A 16,667-nucleotide genomic window follows, 5' to 3' on the forward strand; every position below is an offset into this window, starting at 1 on the left:
GTCAGTCGAGGCAGAACTCGTTGCCCTCGACGTCCTGCATCACGATGCACGACTCGTTCTCGCCGTCGGCGAGCAGTGTCCGGAAGTGCGTTGCACCGAGCGCGACCAGCCGCGCGCATTCGGCTTCGAGCGCCGCGAGTCGTTCCGCGCCCACGAGCCCGGTGCCGGCCCGCACGCACAGGTGCACGCGGTTCTTGACGACCTTGTCCTCGGGAACGCGCTGGAAGTACAGCCGCGGTCCCACCCCTTCGGGGTCGACGCACGCCGATCCTCCAGGTGCCGGGACGTAGCCCAGCACCTCGCACCAGAACCGGGCGACACGCTCGGGTTCCGCGCAGTCGAAGGTGACCTGGAACTGCCTGACCGATCCCATCGGTCCACCGTAACGGCGCTTGCTACTCGATTTCCCGCAGCAGGTCCGTCCAAGCTTCTGGTCAGAGAGAGGAGCCCACTGGGGTGATCGGGATCAGGGTGCGGCCGGTCGGGCCGACCTCGATGTCGGTGCCCATGGACGGGCAGACGCCGCAGTCGAAGCACGGGGTCCAGCGGCAGTCGTCCTGTTCCTGTTCGTCGAGGGCGTCCTGCCAGTCGTCCCAGAGCCAGTCCTTGGCCAGGCCGGAGTCCAGGTGGTCCCACGGGAGGACCTCGTCCTCGTCGCGCTCGCGGGTGGTGAACCACGCGACGTCCACACCGAACGGTGCCAGCGCCTCGGCCCCCGCGGACATCCAGCGCTCGTAGGAGAAGTGCTCGCTCCAGCCGTCGAAGCGGCCGCCGTCGCGCCACACCTGCTCGATCACGGCCCCGACCCGGCGGTCGCCGCGGGAGAGCAAACCCTCCACAAGGGACGGTTGACCGTCGTGGTAGCGCATGCCGATGTTGCGGCCGAGGCCGCGGTCGGCGTTGATGGCCTGGCGCAGCTTGCGCAGCCGGCTGTCGACGGTCTCCGGGTCGCACTGGGCGGCCCACTGGAACGGCGTGTGCGGCTTCGGCACGAACCCGCCGATCGAGATCGTGCAGCGGATGTCCTTGCGGCCACTGGCTTCCCGGCCCGCGCGGATGACGTTCTTGGCCATCTCGGCGATCTGCAGGACGTCGTCGTCGGTCTCGGTCGGCAGCCCGCACATGAAGTACAGCTTCACCTGCCGCCAGCCCGCCGCGTAGGCCGCGCTGACCGTGCGGATCAGGTCCTCTTCGGACACCATCTTGTTGATGACCTTGCGGATCCGCTCGCTGCCACCCTCGGGCGCGAAGGTCAGCCCGGAGCGGCGGCCGTTGCGGGAGAGCTCGTTGGCCAGGTCGATGTTGAACGCGTCGACGCGGGTGCTCGGCAGCGAGAGACCGGTGTTGGTGCCCTCGTAGCGGTCGGCCAGGCCCTTGGTGATCTCGGCGATCTCCGAGTGGTCGGCGCTGGACAGCGACAGGAGCCCGACCTCCTCGAACCCACTCGCGTCCAGTCCGCTGTGGACCATCGCGCCGATGCCCTCGATGGAGCGCTCGCGGACCGGACGGGTGATCATGCCGGCCTGGCAGAAGCGGCAACCCCGCGTGCAGCCGCGGAAGATCTCCACGCTCATCCGCTCGTGGACGCTCTCGGCCAGCGGGACCAGCGGCTTCTTGGGGTACGGCCAGGCGTCCAGGTCCATGGTGGTGCGCTTGACCACGCGTGGCGGGACCCGGTCACGGTTGGGCCGGACCTCCGCGATGCGGCCGTCGTCGGCGTAGGTGACGTCGTAGAACTTGGGGACGTAGACGCCGCCGGTCTCGGCCAGGCGCAGGAGCAACTCGTCGCGGCCGCCGGGCTTGCCCTCGTTCTTCCAGGTCCTGGTCACCTCGGTGATCTCCAGGACGGCTTCCTCGCCGTCGCCCAGGACCGCCGCGTCGATGAACCGGGAGATGGGCTCGGGGTTGAAGGCGGCGTGCCCACCCGCGACCACCACCGGGTGGTCGTCCCCGCGGTCCTCGGCGTGCAGTGGGATGCCGGCGAGGTCCAGCGCCGACAGGAGGTTGGTGTAGCCGAGCTCGGTGGCGAAGCTGACGCCGAGCAGGTCGAAGTCGCCGACCGGGCGGTGGCCGTCCACCGTGAACTGGGGGACGCCGTTCTCACGCATGAGGGCCTCGAGGTCCGGCCAGATCGCGTAGGTGCGCTCGGCCAGGACGTCGGGCTGCTCGTTCAGCACCTCGTAGAGGATCATGACGCCCTGGTTGGGCAGGCCGACCTCGTACGCGTCCGGGTACATCAGGGCCCAGCGGACGGTCGCCTCGTCCCAGCTCTTGAGGGTGGCGTTGAGTTCGCCGCCTACGTATTGGACAGGCTTGGACACCCGGGGCAGCAACTGCTCCAGCTGGGGGAAAACGGACTCTCCACGCACGGTTCCCCAGAGTAGCTGCGCTGTTCTCATGCCGGGGCGAGCAGGGTGTCCACGATGCGGTGGACCCGCCGTACGGCGCTGTTGTCGTCGAGCCGCAAAGCGGTGTTGGCGGCCATCAGCACCGCGTCGAGCTGGAAGGCCGTGAGCTCGGCGTCGGCAGAGCTGCCGGCGTGGCGAAGCTGCGTGGCGAGCAGCAGCCGCCAGTCGCGCTGGTGTTGGGCCAGGGCGTCACGCACCGGACCCGGCCGGCTGTCGAACACCGGCAGGTTGGCCGCCCAGAAGCACCCGCCCGGGAAGAGCGGTTCCTCGGCGTAGACCAGCCATTTCTCGACCAGGGCCCGCAGGCGCACCGCGCCGTGCGGGTGGTGGCCGGTCGGCGTGATCACCGCGGTCTCGAAGGCGGCCCGGGCCGCTTCCGCGACGGCCAGCTGCAGCTGCTCTTTCGTGCCGAACAAGGTCTGGATCCCGCTCTTGCTGATACCCAGGTCGGTCGCGAGCCGGCCGAAGCTCAGGCCGTCGAGCCCTTCGAGGGAGGCGAGGTCGACGCCGTGCCGCACGATCGCCTGCCGCGACTGGGCACCCCGCAACAGCCGCCGGTCCTCGCTCATCGACGTCATCCTGGCACACCTCCTTGCTTATAAGTACGTACGACCGTACGCTTAGTTCATGAAGGAATTCGCCTTGGTACAAGCGCTGGCGGTCGCGAAGAGCGCGCAGGACGTGCCCGCGGCCCTGGAGTTGCTGCACCCGGACATGGAGCTGACGACGCCCGCGTTCGGCACGACGGCCCGCGGCATCGCCGCCAACGAGCGCGCGCTGACCCGCTTCTTCGCATCGTTTCCCGACTACGCGGTCACCCTCGACGGGCACGCAAGCGACGGTGAAAGCCTGACCTGCTGGGGCACCGCCCGCATGACGATGACCGGCACCCGGTTCGGCGTGACGCCCAACGGCCGCCGCGCCGAGGTGCCGGTGTTCATCCAGTTCCGCTTCGCCGACGGCCTGATCGCCGCGGAACGGTTCTTCTTCGACTTGTCGACGTTGTGCGCCCAGTCCGGCGTGTCGACCGATGCCGTGCGCGGCAAGCTGTTCGGGGTGAACGCATGACCCTCGACCCCCGCGTCCGGTCCGTGGCGCCGATCGGCGTGCGGCCGCTGTTCGACATCGTGATCGACCTGAACCCGCGGCTGGACATCGGCGCCGGACCGCTCGGCCGGCGCGTCCTGTTCGGCGCCGCGGGCGGCAGCTTCGACGGTGACCGGCTGCGCGGCGAGGTCCTGCCCGGCGGCGGTGACTGGGCCCTGTTCCGGCCCGACGGGACCATGACCCTCGACGTCCGGCTGACCTTGCGCACCGACGACGGCGACCTGGTGCACATGACCTACGGCGGCCGGTGGGTCCGCCCGGACGGTGTGCCCGGCAATCACTACTTCCGCACCGCCCTGCTGTTCGAGACCGGCGCCGACCGGCTCCAATGGCTCAACGACATCGTCTGCGTCGGTTCGGGATACGTCGTCGAGGGCGGCGTCGCTTACCACGTCGCCGAGGTCGTTTGACGCTATTTCCTGGCGTTGAGGGATTCCTGGTAAATATCCGCGAACGTGCGTGAGCCCTTGATCAAGTCGTCACAGAAGGCCGCGACGTCGTTGCCGACGAGCTCCAGGACTCCTTTGCCGGCCGCCACGCCCTCCTCGAAGAAGTCGAGGATCCCCTCGAACAGGGACCCGTCGAGCAACTCGACCGGCCCGACCTTGAAGAAGTAGCGCTGGATCTCGTTGTAGACGATCCGGTAGTCCCGTGGGAGCGCTTTGATCCGGGCCACGTGCGCGCGCCAGTACTTCTTGCCGTCGATGATGTCCTTGATTCCCATGTCACCCTCCCAGCCGGCTCAATTTCCGTGCGACGGTCCCGTTCAACTGCTCGCGCCACCGGTCGCGATAGGTCCGAGCGCCGTGCCCGCCGGCGAGCGCCGCGCAGAAACCCGCGATGTCGTCGCCCAGCACCTCGTGGATGCCAAGCTCGTCGGACGCCGACTCCTCGAGCAGACGCAGCGCACCGTCGAGGATCGGCATGAGGTTGCGACCGGAGAACCCGCCGTAAGGAAACAGATGAGTTTTGATCTGACTCCACGCCGCCTGGTAGTCGGCAGGCAATTTCGTGGCCCGGGCTTCGAACGCTTTCCATTCCCGGGTGAGATCGCTGCCGGTGATGGTCTCCCAGAAGTTCATTCCCCGCCCTCCCTGAGCTTGTCGATCCGTATCGAGATGTACTCCCATTTCGCCCAGAACGCCTTGAGTTCTTTTCGCCCAGCGTCGTTGAGCCTGTAGAACTTGCGTGGCGGGCCCTGCCCGGACGGTCGCTTCGTGACCTGGACGAGCCCGTTCTTCTCCAGTCGCAGCAGGATCGTGTACACCGTGCCTTCGACGACGTCGACGAAGCCGAGTTCGTTCAGCCGACGCGTGATGGCGTACCCGTAGATCTCCTCGCTGCCGATGATCTGCAGCACGCAGCCCTCGAGGGTGCCCTTCAGCATCTCCGTCAGGTCGTCCATCCCGGCCCTCCCGGACGTACCAGTACTCGGTGGCACCGAGTACTGGTACACGGTATCACCGAGTAGTGGAACTGCCCAGCGCTCAGGTGAGCAGGAGTTTGCCCAGGCGCTTGGACGCCACCACCAGGCCGATGACCGCCATGACGGCGAAGTACGCCACATGCCCGAGCATCGACCAGCCGACGACGCCGCTGGTCAGGCCCCGCATGAGCTCGATGCCGTGGTACAGCGGGAGGCACTCGACGACGACCTGGATCGGACCCGGGTACACGGTGACCGGGTAGAACGTGGTCGAGAACAGGAACATCGGCACGATCGACAGCTGGACCAGGTCGAAGTCCTGCCAGGAACGCATGAACGTCGTCGCGCCCATGCCGATCGCGGCGAAGCCCAGGGAGATCAGCAGGGCCGCGGGCAGCGCCAGGATCGCCCACCACGAAGAGAGCAGGCCGAAGACCGCCATCACGACGAGGAACCCCGTCGAGTAGAGGCCGCCGCGGATCAGCGCCCAGCTGATCTCGCCCATGGCGACGTCGACCGGGCCCAGCGGCGTGGCCAGCATCGCGTCGTAGAGCTTGCCGTACTTGAACTTGAAGAAGACGTTGAACGTGGCGTCGTAGACCGCGCCGTTCATGGCCGAGGACGCCAGCAGCGCCGGGGCCACGAACGCCGTGTAGCTGATCAGCTGGCCGTTCGGACCGACCACGTCACCGGTCAGCTTGCTGAAGCCGACACCCAGCGCCACCAGGTAGAACAGCGGCTCGGCGAAGCCGGAGAAGATCACCATCCAGCCGCGGCTGTATACCTTCAAGGCGCGCTCGATGACGACGTTGGCCCGGCCCGCGTACGACGCGGACGGCAGGATGCGCAGCAAGAGCCCGCGTGGTTCGGGGGTGGTGGCCGGTTCGGCGCGCACGTCGGTGGTCACCTCACACCGCCAGCCTGCGCTGGAACTGGCGTGCCGCCAGCCATGCGCCCAGCCCGAACAACGCCAGCAAGTACGCCGTGTGGCCGAGCACCGGCCACAGGTGCATCCGCCCGAAGACCGCCGCCCTGGTCAGCTCGGTGCCGTGCCAGAGCGGGGTGAGCCACGCGATCGGGCGCAGGTACACCGGCAGCGACGCCACCGGGAAGAACGTGCCGGCGAACAAGGTCATCGGCAGCACGAGGAACCGGAAGATGTTGTTGAACTGCTGGCCTTCGCGCTCGATCGTGGCCGAGAACGCGACCAGCGGCGCGGCCAGGCTCATCCCGCACAGCGTCGCGAAGAGCAGGGCGAGCACGACGCCCAGGCCCGACATCGCGCCCAGCAGCATGGCGATCACCAGGTACACCGTGCCGGAGATCAGCACCCGCATGCTGATCCACAACAGCTCCCCCGCGGCGATGCGCGCCGGGGACATCGGGGTCGCGCCGATGCCCCAATAGATCTTCTGCCACTTGAACCCGGCGAGGATCGGGAACGTCGACTCGCTCGCCGCGTTCTGCACCGCGGCCGATGCCAGCAGCGCAGGCGCCAGGTACGCGACGTAGCGCATGCCCTCGGTGGCCGCGCCCGACTTGACCTGCGTGCCGAACCCGTAGCCGAGCGCGATCAGGAACAGCAACGGCATGAGGATGCTGCTGCCGATCGTGGCCCGCCAGCCCTTGCGGTACCACGTCCACTTGGCCTCGACGACCAGCCACGCGGCGGCCAGCGGGCCGACGACGCGGCCGGTGCTCGGGCGGACCGCCAGCGGCGGCCGAACGGTGTCGGTGCTCATCAGTCCACCAGGGTCCGTCCGGTCAGGCGCAGGAACACGTCCTCCAGCGAGCTGCGGCGCACGAGGCCCGACAGCGGCCGGACCCCGCGGTTGTGCGCGGCGGCCAGGGCGGCCTCGCCGTCGTGGGCGTAGAGCAGCAACCGGTCGGGCAGCACCTCGGTGCGCTCGGCGAGGTCGGCCACCTTGGGCTCGGCCGCCGCCTGCTCCCCCGGCGGGAAGCGCAGCTCGAGCACCTCGCGGGTGCAGTAGCGGGCGATCAGCTCGGCCGGGCTGCCCAGCGCGGCGATCCGGCCGCTGTCCATCACGACCAGCCGGTCGCAAAGCTGCTCGGCCTCGTCCATGTAGTGCGTGGTGACGATCAGCGTGACGCCGGCCTGCTTGAGCCGGAAAAGCCTGTCCCACAACAGGTGCCGGGCCTGCGGGTCGAGGCCGGTGGTCGGCTCGTCGAGCAGCAGCAGCTCGGGGTCGTTGACCAGTGCACGCGCGATGGTCAACCGCCGCTTCATGCCGCCGGAGAGCGAGTCGACCTCGGCGTCGGCGCGGTCGGTGAGCTGGGCGAACTCCAGCAGCTCGGCCGCCTTGGCCTTGACGTGGGCGCGGCCGAGGCCGAAGTAGCGGCCGTAGACCTGCAGGTTCTGCCGCACGGTCAGCTCGACGTCGAGGTTGTCCTCCTGCGGCACGACGCCGAGCCGCGCGCGGATCTTCGGCCCGTCGATGTTCGGGTCGAGGCCCAGAACGCTCAGCTCACCACCCGACCGCGGCGACACGCACGCGATCATCCGCATGGTCGAGGACTTGCCCGCGCCGTTCGGGCCCAGGAAGCCGAAGGACTCCCCCGGCTGCACCTCGACGTCGATTCCTTTGACGGCCTGGAATTCGCCGAAGGACTTCAGCAAGCCCTTCGCGCTGACCAGCGCCCCATCGCCACCCACGAGCCGCACCCTAGCGACGGCCACCGACAGGAATCGACTCAATTGCCGTTCGGCCGGAACTTCCCCAGCTTGGCCTCCAGGGCGGCCAGCTTGGCGCGCACCTTCGCGGCCCGCTCCTCGGCGTCGGCCATCAGGTCGTCGTCGGCTTCCCGGACCTCGATGCCGTGCGCGGCCGCGGTGGCCACGAGGCACTGGTTGACCGCCGGATCGGCGAGCACCAGCGCGGCCAGCACGCCCGGAGCCAGCTCGCGGCGGCGGCGCAAGGTGCCCCGGTAGTGCACCTCGGCCGGGATGCGGATGTCGACGTCGCGCCGCTCGAGCTGCTCCTTGGCGGCGGCGATCAGCAAGGTCAGCACGGCCTTGCCGACGGCGTCGAGCACGCGCTTGCGCCCCGGGAACCACGGCAGCGGGACGGACTCCAGCTGCTGGTCCACGGCGTCGGAGAGCAGGTACTCGACGAGGTTGCGGGTGCGGATCTCGGTGACCGAGGACCACTCGACGTCGTCGCCGTCGAACTCGACGGTCTCCTCGGTGATCGCGAGCCCGCCGTAGCGGTCGAGCTTGCGCACCAGCCCGCGCAGCCGCTTGGGCACCTTCGGGTGCTCGGCGAACAGGTCGCCGATGCCCAGCGACCAGCGGCCGGTCACCGGTCCGGGGTCCGGCCGCGTGCGCTCGATCAGCGCACGCAGCCTGCCGACCTCCTCAGCGATTTCGGCGACATCGGCGACCGACGCGGCGTCCTCGGCGGACTCTTCGGTGACGACCTCGGCGATGTCCTCGACCTCCGGCGTCTCCGGCTCGACCGGTTCGACCGCCTCGACTGGGTCGACTGGGTCGACGCTGTCCTTGTCGTTCTTGTCGCCCTTGCCGATGACCTGCTTGGCGCCCTGCTTGGCGCGCCGCACCATTCCCCCGATGTCCGGCATGGCTTTACAGGTCCGGGAACCAGAGCTTGACCTCGCGCTCGGCGGACTCGGGCGAGTCGGAACCGTGCACCAGGTTGTACTGCACCTCCATGCCGAAGTCGCCGCGGATGCTGCCGGTGGCGGCCTTCTCGACCGGGTCGGTGCCGCCGGCCAGCTGGCGGAACGCGGCCGCGGCGCGGGGGCCCTCGACGACGGCCGCGACGACCGGGCCGGAGGTGATGAACGACAGCAGGTCCTCGTAGAAGCCCTTGCCCGCGTGCTCGGCGTAGTGCTGCTCGGCCAGGTCGCGCTCGACGTTGCGCAGCTCCAGCGCGACCAGCTTCAGGCCCTTGCGCTCGATGCGCGAGATGACCTCGCCGACCAGGCCGCGGCTCACGCCGTCCGGCTTGACCAGGACAAGGGTGCGCTCAGTCACGACTGCTACTCCTCTTCACGGGTTGGGAATCGGCCCAGACAGCTCGTTCCCGGGCGTTGTCAGCGTAGCCAGGGCTCGTTTTGTATTGGGCATTGCCTCATGTGCGTGCTACAGTACTCGATACAAACACGGGGAGGTAGCCGATGACCGACGCGCAGAACGCCAGTTGCTGGCTGCGACGCAACGATCTGGGGTGGGTCACGTTGACGCCCACGCTGACCGAACGCCTCGCGGCGCGCAGGCAGGGGACGCGGGCGGAGATCTGGGCCGTCGCGATCGGGATGGTCCTGCTCGTCGTCTGGGGTGTGCTGCAACGACGGGCGGGATTAGGACCCGGCCGCACGCCGCTGACCGGGGTCGCCGAGTTCGCGATCTCGGTGCTGGTGCTGGTGTTCGGCGCGTGGCTCGGCATGCGGGTACAGCGGCGCCGCGAGCGCGAAGTCGCGGCGCGGATGCGCACGCGGGTGACGCATCCCGGCGGACGGACGGTGCGCGGGGTGCTCGGCCGGTACTACGCCACGGCGGCCGTGCTGATCTATGCGGCCGGGATCGCCGTCGGGGCGGTGGTGGCGGCGGAGTCCGACGAGCGGGCGATCGGCGTGGCGTTCACGGTGACGGTGGTCGTGCTCGGGATGATCGGCGCGGTGGTGCTGTTCGACGTGCTGCGCAGGCCCGCGCTCGCGGCCGAACGGGAATCCCTCGCCGTGGACGACGCGTTGCGCCGGATGGATGCGCGCCGGGCGGTCACGCCGTACCCGGTGGTCGTGGCGCTCGTTGCCGGGGTGGCCACGACGCCGGGGTCGCACGTGCTGTGGTGGCTGATCGGGTACGGCGTGCTGTCGGCGGTGTTATGGGGTGTCGCCGAGCTGCTGACGAAGAGGAGTGCTGCGTGGACGAACCGCTGATCACCGTGGACGCGGACGCACCGACCCCGCCGTTCGAGCAGGTGCGCACGCAACTCGCGGCGCGGATCAACGACCGGTCGCTCGCGGTCGGGACGCGGCTGCCGACGGTCCGGGGCTTGGCCGCCGACCTCGGGCTGGCGGCGAACACCGTGGCCCGCGCCTACCGGGAGCTGGAGGAGGCCGGACTGGTCGAGACCCGCGGCCGGGCCGGGACGTTCGTTAGCGCGGCAGGGGAACGCAGCCGGGCCGCGGTGCAGCGGGCGGCCGGGGACTACGCGGCGCGGGCGCACGCGTTGGGGATCTCGCCCACCGAGGCGTTGGCGATCGTGCAGGCGGCTTTACGCGCCTGACGTTCGAACGGTGGCCGAAGCCGAGTGGGTCCTATGTATTCGAAGGAGGCAGAAGCGGTCAGTCCGATGTGGACTGGGGCTGCTGGCTGGCCAGCGTGCCCTCGGCCATCCGGCGCCGGATGTCCTTGCGCAGCCACAACAAGTAGACCCACACCAAGCCGAACAGGATGCCGAGGCCGCCCAGGGTGAGCACGGCGAGGCCGGACGCGATCATCACGACCTGCAACGCCAGCGCCACCGGGATGCCCCACGGCCGGCCCACGACGCCGCACGCCAGGAACATCAGCAACCCCAGCCCGCCAACGAGAATCCCCTGCCAGGTGGCCAGCCCGTCGCCGAGCTTCGCGACCACGGGGAGGGCGAGCAGCACGACGATCCCTTCCAGGATCAACGTTCCGGCCGCGACGCCGCGGAAGCCCTTCATCGGGTCGGGCGCGGGCTTCGGGTCGGCAGGCGTGCTCACGCAGGCTCCTTGCCGAACAGGGACCGGGCCTCGCCCGCGGTGACGACCGAACCGGTCACCACCACGCCGCCACCGGACACGGCGTCGCGTTCGTCGGTGGTCTCCTCGGCGAGGTGGACCGCCGTCTCGATGGCGTCCACCAGCCGCGGCTCGACCACGATGCGGTCCTCGCCGAAGACCTGCTTGGCCACGCCGGCGAGCTCATCGGCGGTCATGCCGCGGGGCGACGAGTTCGCCGTGACGACGACCTCGGTGAACACCGGCTCGAGTGCGGTGAGGATGCCCTCGGCGTCCTTGTCGCGCATCACCGCGAGCACGCCGACGACCTTGCGGAAGCCGAACTCGGTGGTGAGGGCTTCGGCCAGCGCCGTCGCGCCGTGCGGGTTGTGGGCGGCGTCGACGAACACGGACGGGGCACTGCGCACCCGCTCCAGCCGGCCCGGCACGACCACCGAGGCGAAACCCTCACGGATCGCCGCGACGTCGAGCTGGCGATCGGCACCCGCGCCGAAGAACGCCTCGACCGCGGCCAGCGCCAGCACGGCGTTCTTCGCCTGGTGCTCGCCGTGCAACGGAAGGAAGATGTCGTCGTACACGCCACCGAGACCCTGCAGGCGGAGCAGCTGCCCGCCGACGGCGACGTCGCGCTGCAGCACGCCGAACTCCATGCCGGCGCGCGCGACGGTGGCGTCCACCTCGACCGTGCGCTCCAGCAGGACCCGGCCGACCTCGGGGGTCTGCTCGGCCAGCACGGCGATCGACCCGGGCTTGATGATGCCGGCCTTCTCCTTGGCGATGCCCGCGATGTCCCCGCCGAGGTACTCGACGTGGTCCACCGCGACCGGGCAGACGACGGCGATCTTGCCGTCGGCGACGTTGGTGGCGTCCCAGGTGCCGCCGAGGCCGACCTCGATGACGCCGACGTCGACCGGCGCCTCGGCGAAGGCGGCGAAAGCCATGCCGGTCAGCACCTCGAACTTGCTCATCGGCACGTCCGAGCGGCTGTCGATCATGTCGACGTAGGGCTTGAGGTCGTCGTAGGTGTCGACGTAGCGCTCGGGGTCGATGGGACTGCCGTCCAGCGCGATCCGCTCGGTGACCAGCTGCAGGTGCGGGCTGGTCAGCCGGCCGGTGCGCAGGCCGATCCGGGTGATCAGCGCGTCGATCATCCGGGTGGTCGAGGTCTTGCCGTTGGTGCCCGCTATGTGGATGACGGGGTACGCCCTGTGCGGCTCGCCGAGCACGTCGACCAGCGCCGCGATCCGCGAAAGCGACGGGTCGATCTTGGTCTCGGGCCAGCGGGTGTTCAGCTCGGCCTCGACCTGGCGCAGCCGGTCGAGCACGCCTGGATCGATGGGGGCCACGCAGAACAGTCTACGTGGCCCCCATCCGGCCTACGCGGGAACCGGCTCCCTGTCCGATGTGGACTTCTCCTCGGCTTCCGGCTCCTCGTCGAGCAGGGTGACCTCGTCGAACGGCTGCCCGCCGGCCAGCACGTCGAGGGCGCGATCGCGGTCGAACTCCCCGACCCACTTGCCGATCAGCACGGTGGCCACGGCGTTGCCCGCGAAGTTGGTCAGCGAGCGGGCCTCGGACATGAACCGGTCGATGCCCACGATCAGGCCGACGCCGCCGACCAGGTCGGGCCGGTGCGACGCGAGCCCACCGGCCAAGGTGGCCAGCCCGGCGCCGGTGACGCCGGCCGCCCCCTTGGACGCGACCATCATGAACAGCAGCAAGGCGATCTGCTCCCCCACGGACATCGGCTTGTCCATCGCCGAGGCCACGAAGAGCGACGCCATGGTCAGGTAGATCATCGTGCCGTCCAGGTTGAACGTGTACCCGGTCGGCACGGTGATGCCGACCACCGGCCTGCTCACCCCGAGGTGCTCCATCTTCGCGATCAGCCGCGGCAGCGCGACGTCGGAGGAGGACGTGGACAGGATCAGCAGGAACTCGCGGCCGAGGTAGCGCAGCAGCGAGAGCAGGTTGATCCGGGCGCCGAACCACAGCAGCGCGCCGAGCACGACGAACACGAAGATCAGACAGGTCGCGTAGAAGCCGAGCATGATCACCGCGAGGCCCTTGAGCGCGCCGGCACCGGCGGTCCCGACCACGGCGGCGATCGCTCCGAACGCACCGATCGGCGCCGCCCACATCACCATGCCGAGGATCCGGAAGACGAGCTTCTGGAGGTGCCCGACCCCGCGCAGGATCGGCCGGCCCGCCGAGCCCATGACCTGCAACGCGAACCCGGTAAGCAGCGCGACCAGCAGGGTCTGCAGCACCGACCCGCTGACCAGGGCGGTCAGCAGCGACACCGGGATGATGCCGAGCAGGAACTGCGTGCTGTTCTGCGGCTCGCCCGCCTGGTCCGTGCCTTTGGCGGCCAGCGCGTCGGTCAGGTGCAGGCCCTCGCCGGGGTGCAGGATGTTGCCGACGACCAGGCCGATGGCCAGGGCCACGAACGACATGACGACGAAGTAGCCCAGCGCCATGCCACCGACCTTGCCGACCTTGGCGGCCTTCGACACCGCCCCGATCCCGGTCACCACCGTGCAGAAGATGATCGGGCTGATCATCATCTGGATGACCGAGACGAACGCCTTGCCCAGCGGGGCCAGGTGCTTGGCGGCGTCCGGCGCCGCGAAGCCGACGACGATGCCCGCGGCCACGGCCACGAGCACGAGGATGTACAGGTAGTGGGTCGATAACCGGCTATGGCGAGCCGGTGCCTGCGTTGACACAGGGTCCTCCTAGGGCGGGGGAACGCGGACGCGATGGGTGCCGACTATCCGCACCGCTATGACCCAGGTCACCATTGCGTACATTGCGTTCGCGAAAGGCGGTGAGCCCGATGCGGCGGTGGAGCCTGGCCCGGCAGTTGTTCGTGCTGCAGGCCGTCATCGTGCTCGTCGTCGTGTTGTGCGGTGCCCTGCTCGCTTACTCCGATGCGGAGGCACGCGCCGGCGAGAACGCCACCCGCGAGGTGACCGCGCTGGCCAAGACCATCGCGGCCACCCCGTCGCTGCTCAGCGCGTTGGACACGCCAAACCCGAGCAGTCAGCTGCAGCCGTTCGCCGAGCGGGTGCGCACCAGCACCGGCGTCGACTTCATCACGATCATGGACCCACGGGGCATCCGCTACACCCACCCCAACCCGGCCCGCATCGGCGAGCACTTCCTCGGGCACATCGAGCCGGCGCTGGCCGGGCAGACGTTCACCGAGACGTACACGGGCACGCTCGGGCCGTCGATCCGCGCGGTCACGCCGGTGGTCGACGGCACCGGGCGCATCCGCGCGCTGGTGAGCGTCGGCATCACCGTCCAGGCGGTCAACGCCGAACTGCGCGACCGGCTGCTCGTGCTGGCCGGGGTGGCGGCGCTCGCGTTGCTGATCGGCAGCGGCGCGACCTACGTCGTGACCGTCCGGCTGCGCAGGCACACGCACGGCATGTCGGCGCAGGAACTCGGCCGGCTCTTCGAGTACCACGAGGCCACCTTGCACGCGGTGCGCGAGGGCTTGTTGCTGCTCGACGGGCACGGCGTGGTGCACCTGGCCAACGACGGCGCCCGTGACCTGCTCGGCGCCCAGGACGCGGTCGGACGCACGCTGCCCGAGCTGGGATTGCCGGATTCCCTTGCCGGACAAGAGGTTCGGGACGAGTTGCGGCTGACCGAAAACCGCGTGCTGGTGGTCAACTCCTCGCCCGTGCGCAAGGGCGAGCGGCTGCTCGGCACGGTCGTGACGTTGCGCGACCACACCGAGTTGCAGCAGCTGACCGGCGAGCTGGACTCCGTGCGCGGGCTCGCGGAATCACTGCGCTCGCAGGCCCACGAGGCGGCCAACCGCCTGCACACGGTGGTGTCGCTGGTGGAACTCGGCAAGCCGGAGCAGGCCATCGAGTTCGCCACCACCGAACTGGAGCTGGCCCAGCGGCTGACCGACACCGTGGTCGCGGCGGTCGACGAGCCGGTGCTCGCGGCTCTGCTGCTGGGCAAGGCGGCGCAGGCCAGCGAGCGCGGGGTCGAGCTCGAAGTGACCCCCGAGTCGCGCATCGACGACGGCGCGCTGACCGGCATCGACCAGCACGACCTGGTCACCGTGCTGGGCAACCTGCTCGACAACGCCATCGATGCCGCGGTGGCCACGTCGCCGCCGGCCACGTCGCCCCGGGTCCAGGTGACCGTGAGCACGGAGCGCAATGCGTTGCTGGTGACCGTTTCCGACTCAGGACGCGGGCTCGATCCGGCCGATGTGGACAGTGCGTTCCGGCGCGGCTGGTCGACCAAGGACGGCGGCGGCCGGGGTCTCGGGCTCGCCCTCGTCGGTCAGGCGGTGCGGCGCCACCGCGGGACGGTCGAAGTGGACGGCTCGACGTTCACGGTGCGGATGCCACTGCGATGAGCACCAACACGACCGACCCCATCGCCGTTCTGGTGGTCGAGGACGACCAGGTGGCCGCCGAAGCGCATCGGACCTATGTGGACCGCGTGCCCGGGTTCCGGGTGGCCGGGGTGGCGCACTCCGGCGCGCAGGCGTTGCGGTTGGTGGACCGGGATCTGGTCGACCTCGTGCTGCTGGACATGTACCTGCCGGACGGCACCGGGCTCGACGTGTGCCGGTCGTTGCGGGCCGCGGGCCGGGAGCTCGACGTGATCATGGTGACCTCGGCTCGGGACCTGGCCGTGGTGCGTGCCGCCGTGTCGGCCGGCGTCGTGCAATACCTGTTGAAACCGTTCACGTTCCGGACGTTGCGCGACAAGCTCGAGCGCTACGCCAGCTTCCGGCGGTCGCTGACCGAGGGCACGGCGAGCGACCAGTCGGAGATCGACCGCGCGCTGGCCACGTTGCGCAGCCCGGAAACGCAGCTGCCCAAGGGGATGAGCGACGCGACCCTGGACGCGGTGCGCGGGGTGCTGCGGGCCGAGGACGGCGCCACGGCCACCGCGGTCGGCGACGCGGTCGGGGTGTCGCGGGTGACCGCCCGCCGCTACCTGGAGTACCTGGTCGACGCGGGCCAAGCGGAGCGGAGCCCCACCTACGGTTCGGTGGGGCGTCCCGAACTGCGCTACCGCCTGGCCTAGGCGCTGTCCTGTGGCTCTCGGTCGATGGGCTTCGTGATCGAGGTGGTTCCTGGCAAGGCGGCGGGAAGCCCTCGTACCGGAGGTACTCGGGCTTTCCGCCAACGCCGCCAGGGGCTGCCTCGGCGCGAAGACCGCGACCACGGATCCGCAGGACAGCGCCTAACGCTGCACGCGGTAGCGCTGGTGCAGCGCGGTCCCGATCACCGGGTCGCCCTCCGCCACCAGCTCGGCCAGCTCGCCGTCGAACAGCCGCGCGCCACCACCCAGCAGCACCGGGGCGATGTGCAGGCTCAGCTCGTCGAGCAGGCCGGCGGCCAGGAGCTGGCGGCCGATGTCGGCGCCCAGGACGTAGACGACCTTGTCCCCCGCGGCCTCCTTGGCCCGGCGCACCGCCGCCTCCAGGCCGTCGAAGGAGAACTGGCCGCCGTTGTCGCCGACGAAGTCTTCCTCAGGCCGGTGCGTGACGACGAAGCACGGGACGCCGGGGTACGGCGTGCCGCCCCAGTTCTTCAGCCCCAGGTCGAACGTGGTGCGTCCGACGACGGTGGCGCCGACGCTCGCGTTGAGCTCGGCGAACTGCTCGGCGTCGGCACCCTCCCCGCCCATCCACTCGTGCAGCAGCTCGCCGCGGTCGCCCATCGGCTCCTCGGGGCGCACGTTCGGCCCCGAGGTGAAGCCGTCGACGGAAGCCGTCACGTCCAGCACAACCTTGCCCATGATGTGTTCTCCTTCAAGCGTTTGGTCCGTTGTCGTGGCGTGGTCGGAGCCGCGCGGGCTTTCTCGACATGCCGGTGCGTAGTCCGCATGGATGATCTTCGGCGGCCACGCTGCGTGGTCGCCGCTGATCACCGTGCCGGGCCACCCGATCGGCGGTGGAGCCAGCACCACCAGCGGGTTTGGGGCTC

General features: G+C 69.8%; 21 protein-coding genes. 6 read left to right on the forward strand and 15 right to left on the reverse strand.

What is annotated here, in order from left to right:
* Position 1: 1 nt before the first annotated feature.
* From EV186_RS24200 to EV186_RS24210, 3 genes are all read right to left on the reverse strand, one after another.
* The gene (locus tag EV186_RS24200; RefSeq protein WP_133851688.1) at positions 2–373 is read right to left on the reverse strand and encodes a VOC family protein; all 372 of its coding nucleotides are present in this window, start codon (positions 371–373) and stop codon (positions 2–4) included.
* Between the two features lie 61 nt (positions 374–434).
* Complete coding sequence (locus tag EV186_RS24205; protein ID WP_133851689.1) at positions 435–2,369, reverse strand: TIGR03960 family B12-binding radical SAM protein; 1,935 nt, start codon at positions 2,367–2,369, stop codon at positions 435–437.
* 26 nt (positions 2,370–2,395) lie between these two features.
* Entirely contained in the window at positions 2,396–2,977 is a 582-nt protein-coding gene (locus tag EV186_RS24210; RefSeq protein ID WP_243754239.1) for a TetR/AcrR family transcriptional regulator, read from the reverse strand.
* Positions 2,978–3,035: 58 nt separating this feature from the next.
* Here EV186_RS24210 and EV186_RS24215 point away from each other — a divergent pair, with 58 nt between their 5' ends.
* Positions 3,036–3,476: an ester cyclase gene (locus tag EV186_RS24215; protein WP_133851691.1), complete on the forward strand. Its 441-nt coding sequence runs from the start codon at positions 3,036–3,038 to the stop codon at positions 3,474–3,476.
* Positions 3,473–3,925, forward strand: coding sequence for a DUF3237 domain-containing protein (locus EV186_RS24220; protein ID WP_133851692.1), 453 nt, complete (start codon positions 3,473–3,475; stop codon positions 3,923–3,925). Before EV186_RS24215 ends, EV186_RS24220 begins: the two co-directional genes overlap by 4 nt.
* A gap of 2 nt (positions 3,926–3,927) precedes the next feature.
* Here EV186_RS24220 and EV186_RS24225 read toward each other — a convergent pair whose 3' ends face one another.
* From EV186_RS24225 to ndk, 8 genes are all read right to left on the reverse strand, one after another.
* Positions 3,928–4,239, reverse strand: coding sequence for a DUF1048 domain-containing protein (locus tag EV186_RS24225; RefSeq protein ID WP_133851693.1), 312 nt, complete (start codon positions 4,237–4,239; stop codon positions 3,928–3,930).
* 1 nt (position 4,240) lies between these two features.
* Positions 4,241–4,597: a DUF1048 domain-containing protein gene (locus EV186_RS24230; RefSeq protein ID WP_133851694.1), complete on the reverse strand. Its 357-nt coding sequence runs from the start codon at positions 4,595–4,597 to the stop codon at positions 4,241–4,243.
* Entirely contained in the window at positions 4,594–4,920 is a 327-nt protein-coding gene (locus EV186_RS24235) for a PadR family transcriptional regulator (RefSeq protein WP_133851695.1), read from the reverse strand. Before EV186_RS24235 ends, EV186_RS24230 begins: the two co-directional genes overlap by 4 nt.
* 82 nt (positions 4,921–5,002) lie before the next feature.
* Positions 5,003–5,848 carry an ABC transporter permease gene (locus EV186_RS24240; RefSeq protein ID WP_243754240.1) on the reverse strand — a complete coding sequence of 282 codons (846 nt, stop codon included), beginning with the start codon at positions 5,846–5,848 and terminating at the stop codon, positions 5,003–5,005.
* Position 5,849: 1 nt separating this feature from the next.
* Positions 5,850–6,683, reverse strand: a complete 834-nt coding sequence (locus tag EV186_RS24245) for an ABC transporter permease (RefSeq protein WP_133851696.1) — start codon at positions 6,681–6,683, stop codon at positions 5,850–5,852.
* Entirely contained in the window at positions 6,683–7,615 is a 933-nt protein-coding gene (locus EV186_RS24250) for an ABC transporter ATP-binding protein (RefSeq protein WP_208115772.1), read from the reverse strand. The genes EV186_RS24245 and EV186_RS24250 overlap by 1 nt, the downstream gene beginning before the upstream one ends.
* A gap of 38 nt (positions 7,616–7,653) precedes the next feature.
* Positions 7,654–8,541 (reverse strand): hypothetical protein, encoded by an 888-nt coding sequence (locus EV186_RS24255; RefSeq protein ID WP_208115773.1) that lies wholly within the window; start codon positions 8,539–8,541, stop codon positions 7,654–7,656.
* Positions 8,542–8,545: 4 nt separating this feature from the next.
* Entirely contained in the window at positions 8,546–8,956 is a 411-nt protein-coding gene (ndk, locus tag EV186_RS24260; protein WP_133851698.1) for a nucleoside-diphosphate kinase, read from the reverse strand.
* A gap of 143 nt (positions 8,957–9,099) precedes the next feature.
* On the opposite strand from ndk, the gene EV186_RS24265 reads away from it, so the two are divergent.
* Positions 9,100–9,861: a hypothetical protein gene (locus tag EV186_RS24265; protein ID WP_133851699.1), complete on the forward strand. Its 762-nt coding sequence runs from the start codon at positions 9,100–9,102 to the stop codon at positions 9,859–9,861.
* Entirely contained in the window at positions 9,858–10,211 is a 354-nt protein-coding gene (locus tag EV186_RS24270) for a GntR family transcriptional regulator (protein ID WP_166659340.1), read from the forward strand. The genes EV186_RS24265 and EV186_RS24270 overlap by 4 nt, the downstream gene beginning before the upstream one ends.
* A 58-nt stretch (positions 10,212–10,269) precedes the next feature.
* Here EV186_RS24270 and EV186_RS24275 read toward each other — a convergent pair whose 3' ends face one another.
* The 3 genes from EV186_RS24275 to EV186_RS24285 are packed head-to-tail and all read right to left on the reverse strand — an operon-like array spanning position 10,270 to position 13,355.
* On the reverse strand, positions 10,270–10,674 hold the full coding sequence (locus EV186_RS24275; RefSeq protein ID WP_166659304.1) for a DUF4233 domain-containing protein: 405 nt from the start codon (positions 10,672–10,674) through the stop codon (positions 10,270–10,272).
* Positions 10,671–12,038 carry a bifunctional tetrahydrofolate synthase/dihydrofolate synthase gene (folC, locus tag EV186_RS24280; RefSeq protein ID WP_133851701.1) on the reverse strand — a complete coding sequence of 456 codons (1,368 nt, stop codon included), beginning with the start codon at positions 12,036–12,038 and terminating at the stop codon, positions 10,671–10,673. Before folC ends, EV186_RS24275 begins: the two co-directional genes overlap by 4 nt.
* 30 nt (positions 12,039–12,068) lie before the next feature.
* A complete protein-coding gene (locus tag EV186_RS24285; protein ID WP_424983277.1) occupies positions 12,069–13,355 on the reverse strand; it encodes a cation:dicarboxylate symporter family transporter in 1,287 nt (428 codons plus the stop codon).
* Between the two features lie 176 nt (positions 13,356–13,531).
* Here EV186_RS24285 and EV186_RS24290 point away from each other — a divergent pair, with 176 nt between their 5' ends.
* Positions 13,532–15,082 (forward strand): sensor histidine kinase, encoded by a 1,551-nt coding sequence (locus tag EV186_RS24290; RefSeq protein ID WP_133851703.1) that lies wholly within the window; start codon positions 13,532–13,534, stop codon positions 15,080–15,082.
* The gene (locus EV186_RS24295; RefSeq protein WP_133851704.1) at positions 15,079–15,762 is read left to right on the forward strand and encodes a response regulator; all 684 of its coding nucleotides are present in this window, start codon (positions 15,079–15,081) and stop codon (positions 15,760–15,762) included. The genes EV186_RS24290 and EV186_RS24295 overlap by 4 nt, the downstream gene beginning before the upstream one ends.
* Positions 15,763–15,921: 159 nt before the next feature.
* On the opposite strand, the gene EV186_RS24300 is transcribed toward EV186_RS24295, so the two are convergent.
* Positions 15,922–16,479, reverse strand: coding sequence for a dihydrofolate reductase family protein (locus EV186_RS24300; protein WP_133851705.1), 558 nt, complete (start codon positions 16,477–16,479; stop codon positions 15,922–15,924).
* Positions 16,480–16,667 lie beyond the last annotated feature (188 nt).

Source organism: Labedaea rhizosphaerae, assembly GCF_004362825.1.
GTDB lineage: Bacteria > Actinomycetota > Actinomycetes > Mycobacteriales > Pseudonocardiaceae > Labedaea > Labedaea rhizosphaerae.

What these genes read in the sequence shown, in the direction of transcription:
- EV186_RS24295 (WP_133851704.1), top strand. Translation starts at nt 15,079, where the DNA reads ATGAGCACCAACACGACCGACCCCATCGCCGTTCTGGTGGTCGAGGAC.
- EV186_RS24215 (WP_133851691.1), top strand. Translation starts at nt 3,036, where the DNA reads ATGAAGGAATTCGCCTTGGTACAAGCGCTGGCGGTCGCGAAGAGCGCG.
- EV186_RS24225 (WP_133851693.1), bottom strand. Translation starts at nt 4,239, where the DNA reads ATGGGAATCAAGGACATCATCGACGGCAAGAAGTACTGGCGCGCGCAC.
- EV186_RS24255 (WP_208115773.1), bottom strand. Translation starts at nt 8,541, where the DNA reads ATGCCGGACATCGGGGGAATGGTGCGGCGCGCCAAGCAGGGCGCCAAG.
- EV186_RS24235 (WP_133851695.1), bottom strand. Translation starts at nt 4,920, where the DNA reads ATGGACGACCTGACGGAGATGCTGAAGGGCACCCTCGAGGGCTGCGTG.
- EV186_RS24300 (WP_133851705.1), bottom strand. Translation starts at nt 16,479, where the DNA reads ATGGGCAAGGTTGTGCTGGACGTGACGGCTTCCGTCGACGGCTTCACC.
- EV186_RS24290 (WP_133851703.1), top strand. Translation starts at nt 13,532, where the DNA reads ATGCGGCGGTGGAGCCTGGCCCGGCAGTTGTTCGTGCTGCAGGCCGTC.
- EV186_RS24220 (WP_133851692.1), top strand. Translation starts at nt 3,473, where the DNA reads ATGACCCTCGACCCCCGCGTCCGGTCCGTGGCGCCGATCGGCGTGCGG.
- EV186_RS24210 (WP_243754239.1), bottom strand. Translation starts at nt 2,977, where the DNA reads ATGAGCGAGGACCGGCGGCTGTTGCGGGGTGCCCAGTCGCGGCAGGCG.
- EV186_RS24230 (WP_133851694.1), bottom strand. Translation starts at nt 4,597, where the DNA reads ATGAACTTCTGGGAGACCATCACCGGCAGCGATCTCACCCGGGAATGG.
- EV186_RS24245 (WP_133851696.1), bottom strand. Translation starts at nt 6,683, where the DNA reads ATGAGCACCGACACCGTTCGGCCGCCGCTGGCGGTCCGCCCGAGCACC.
- EV186_RS24265 (WP_133851699.1), top strand. Translation starts at nt 9,100, where the DNA reads ATGACCGACGCGCAGAACGCCAGTTGCTGGCTGCGACGCAACGATCTG.
- EV186_RS24200 (WP_133851688.1), bottom strand. Translation starts at nt 373, where the DNA reads ATGGGATCGGTCAGGCAGTTCCAGGTCACCTTCGACTGCGCGGAACCC.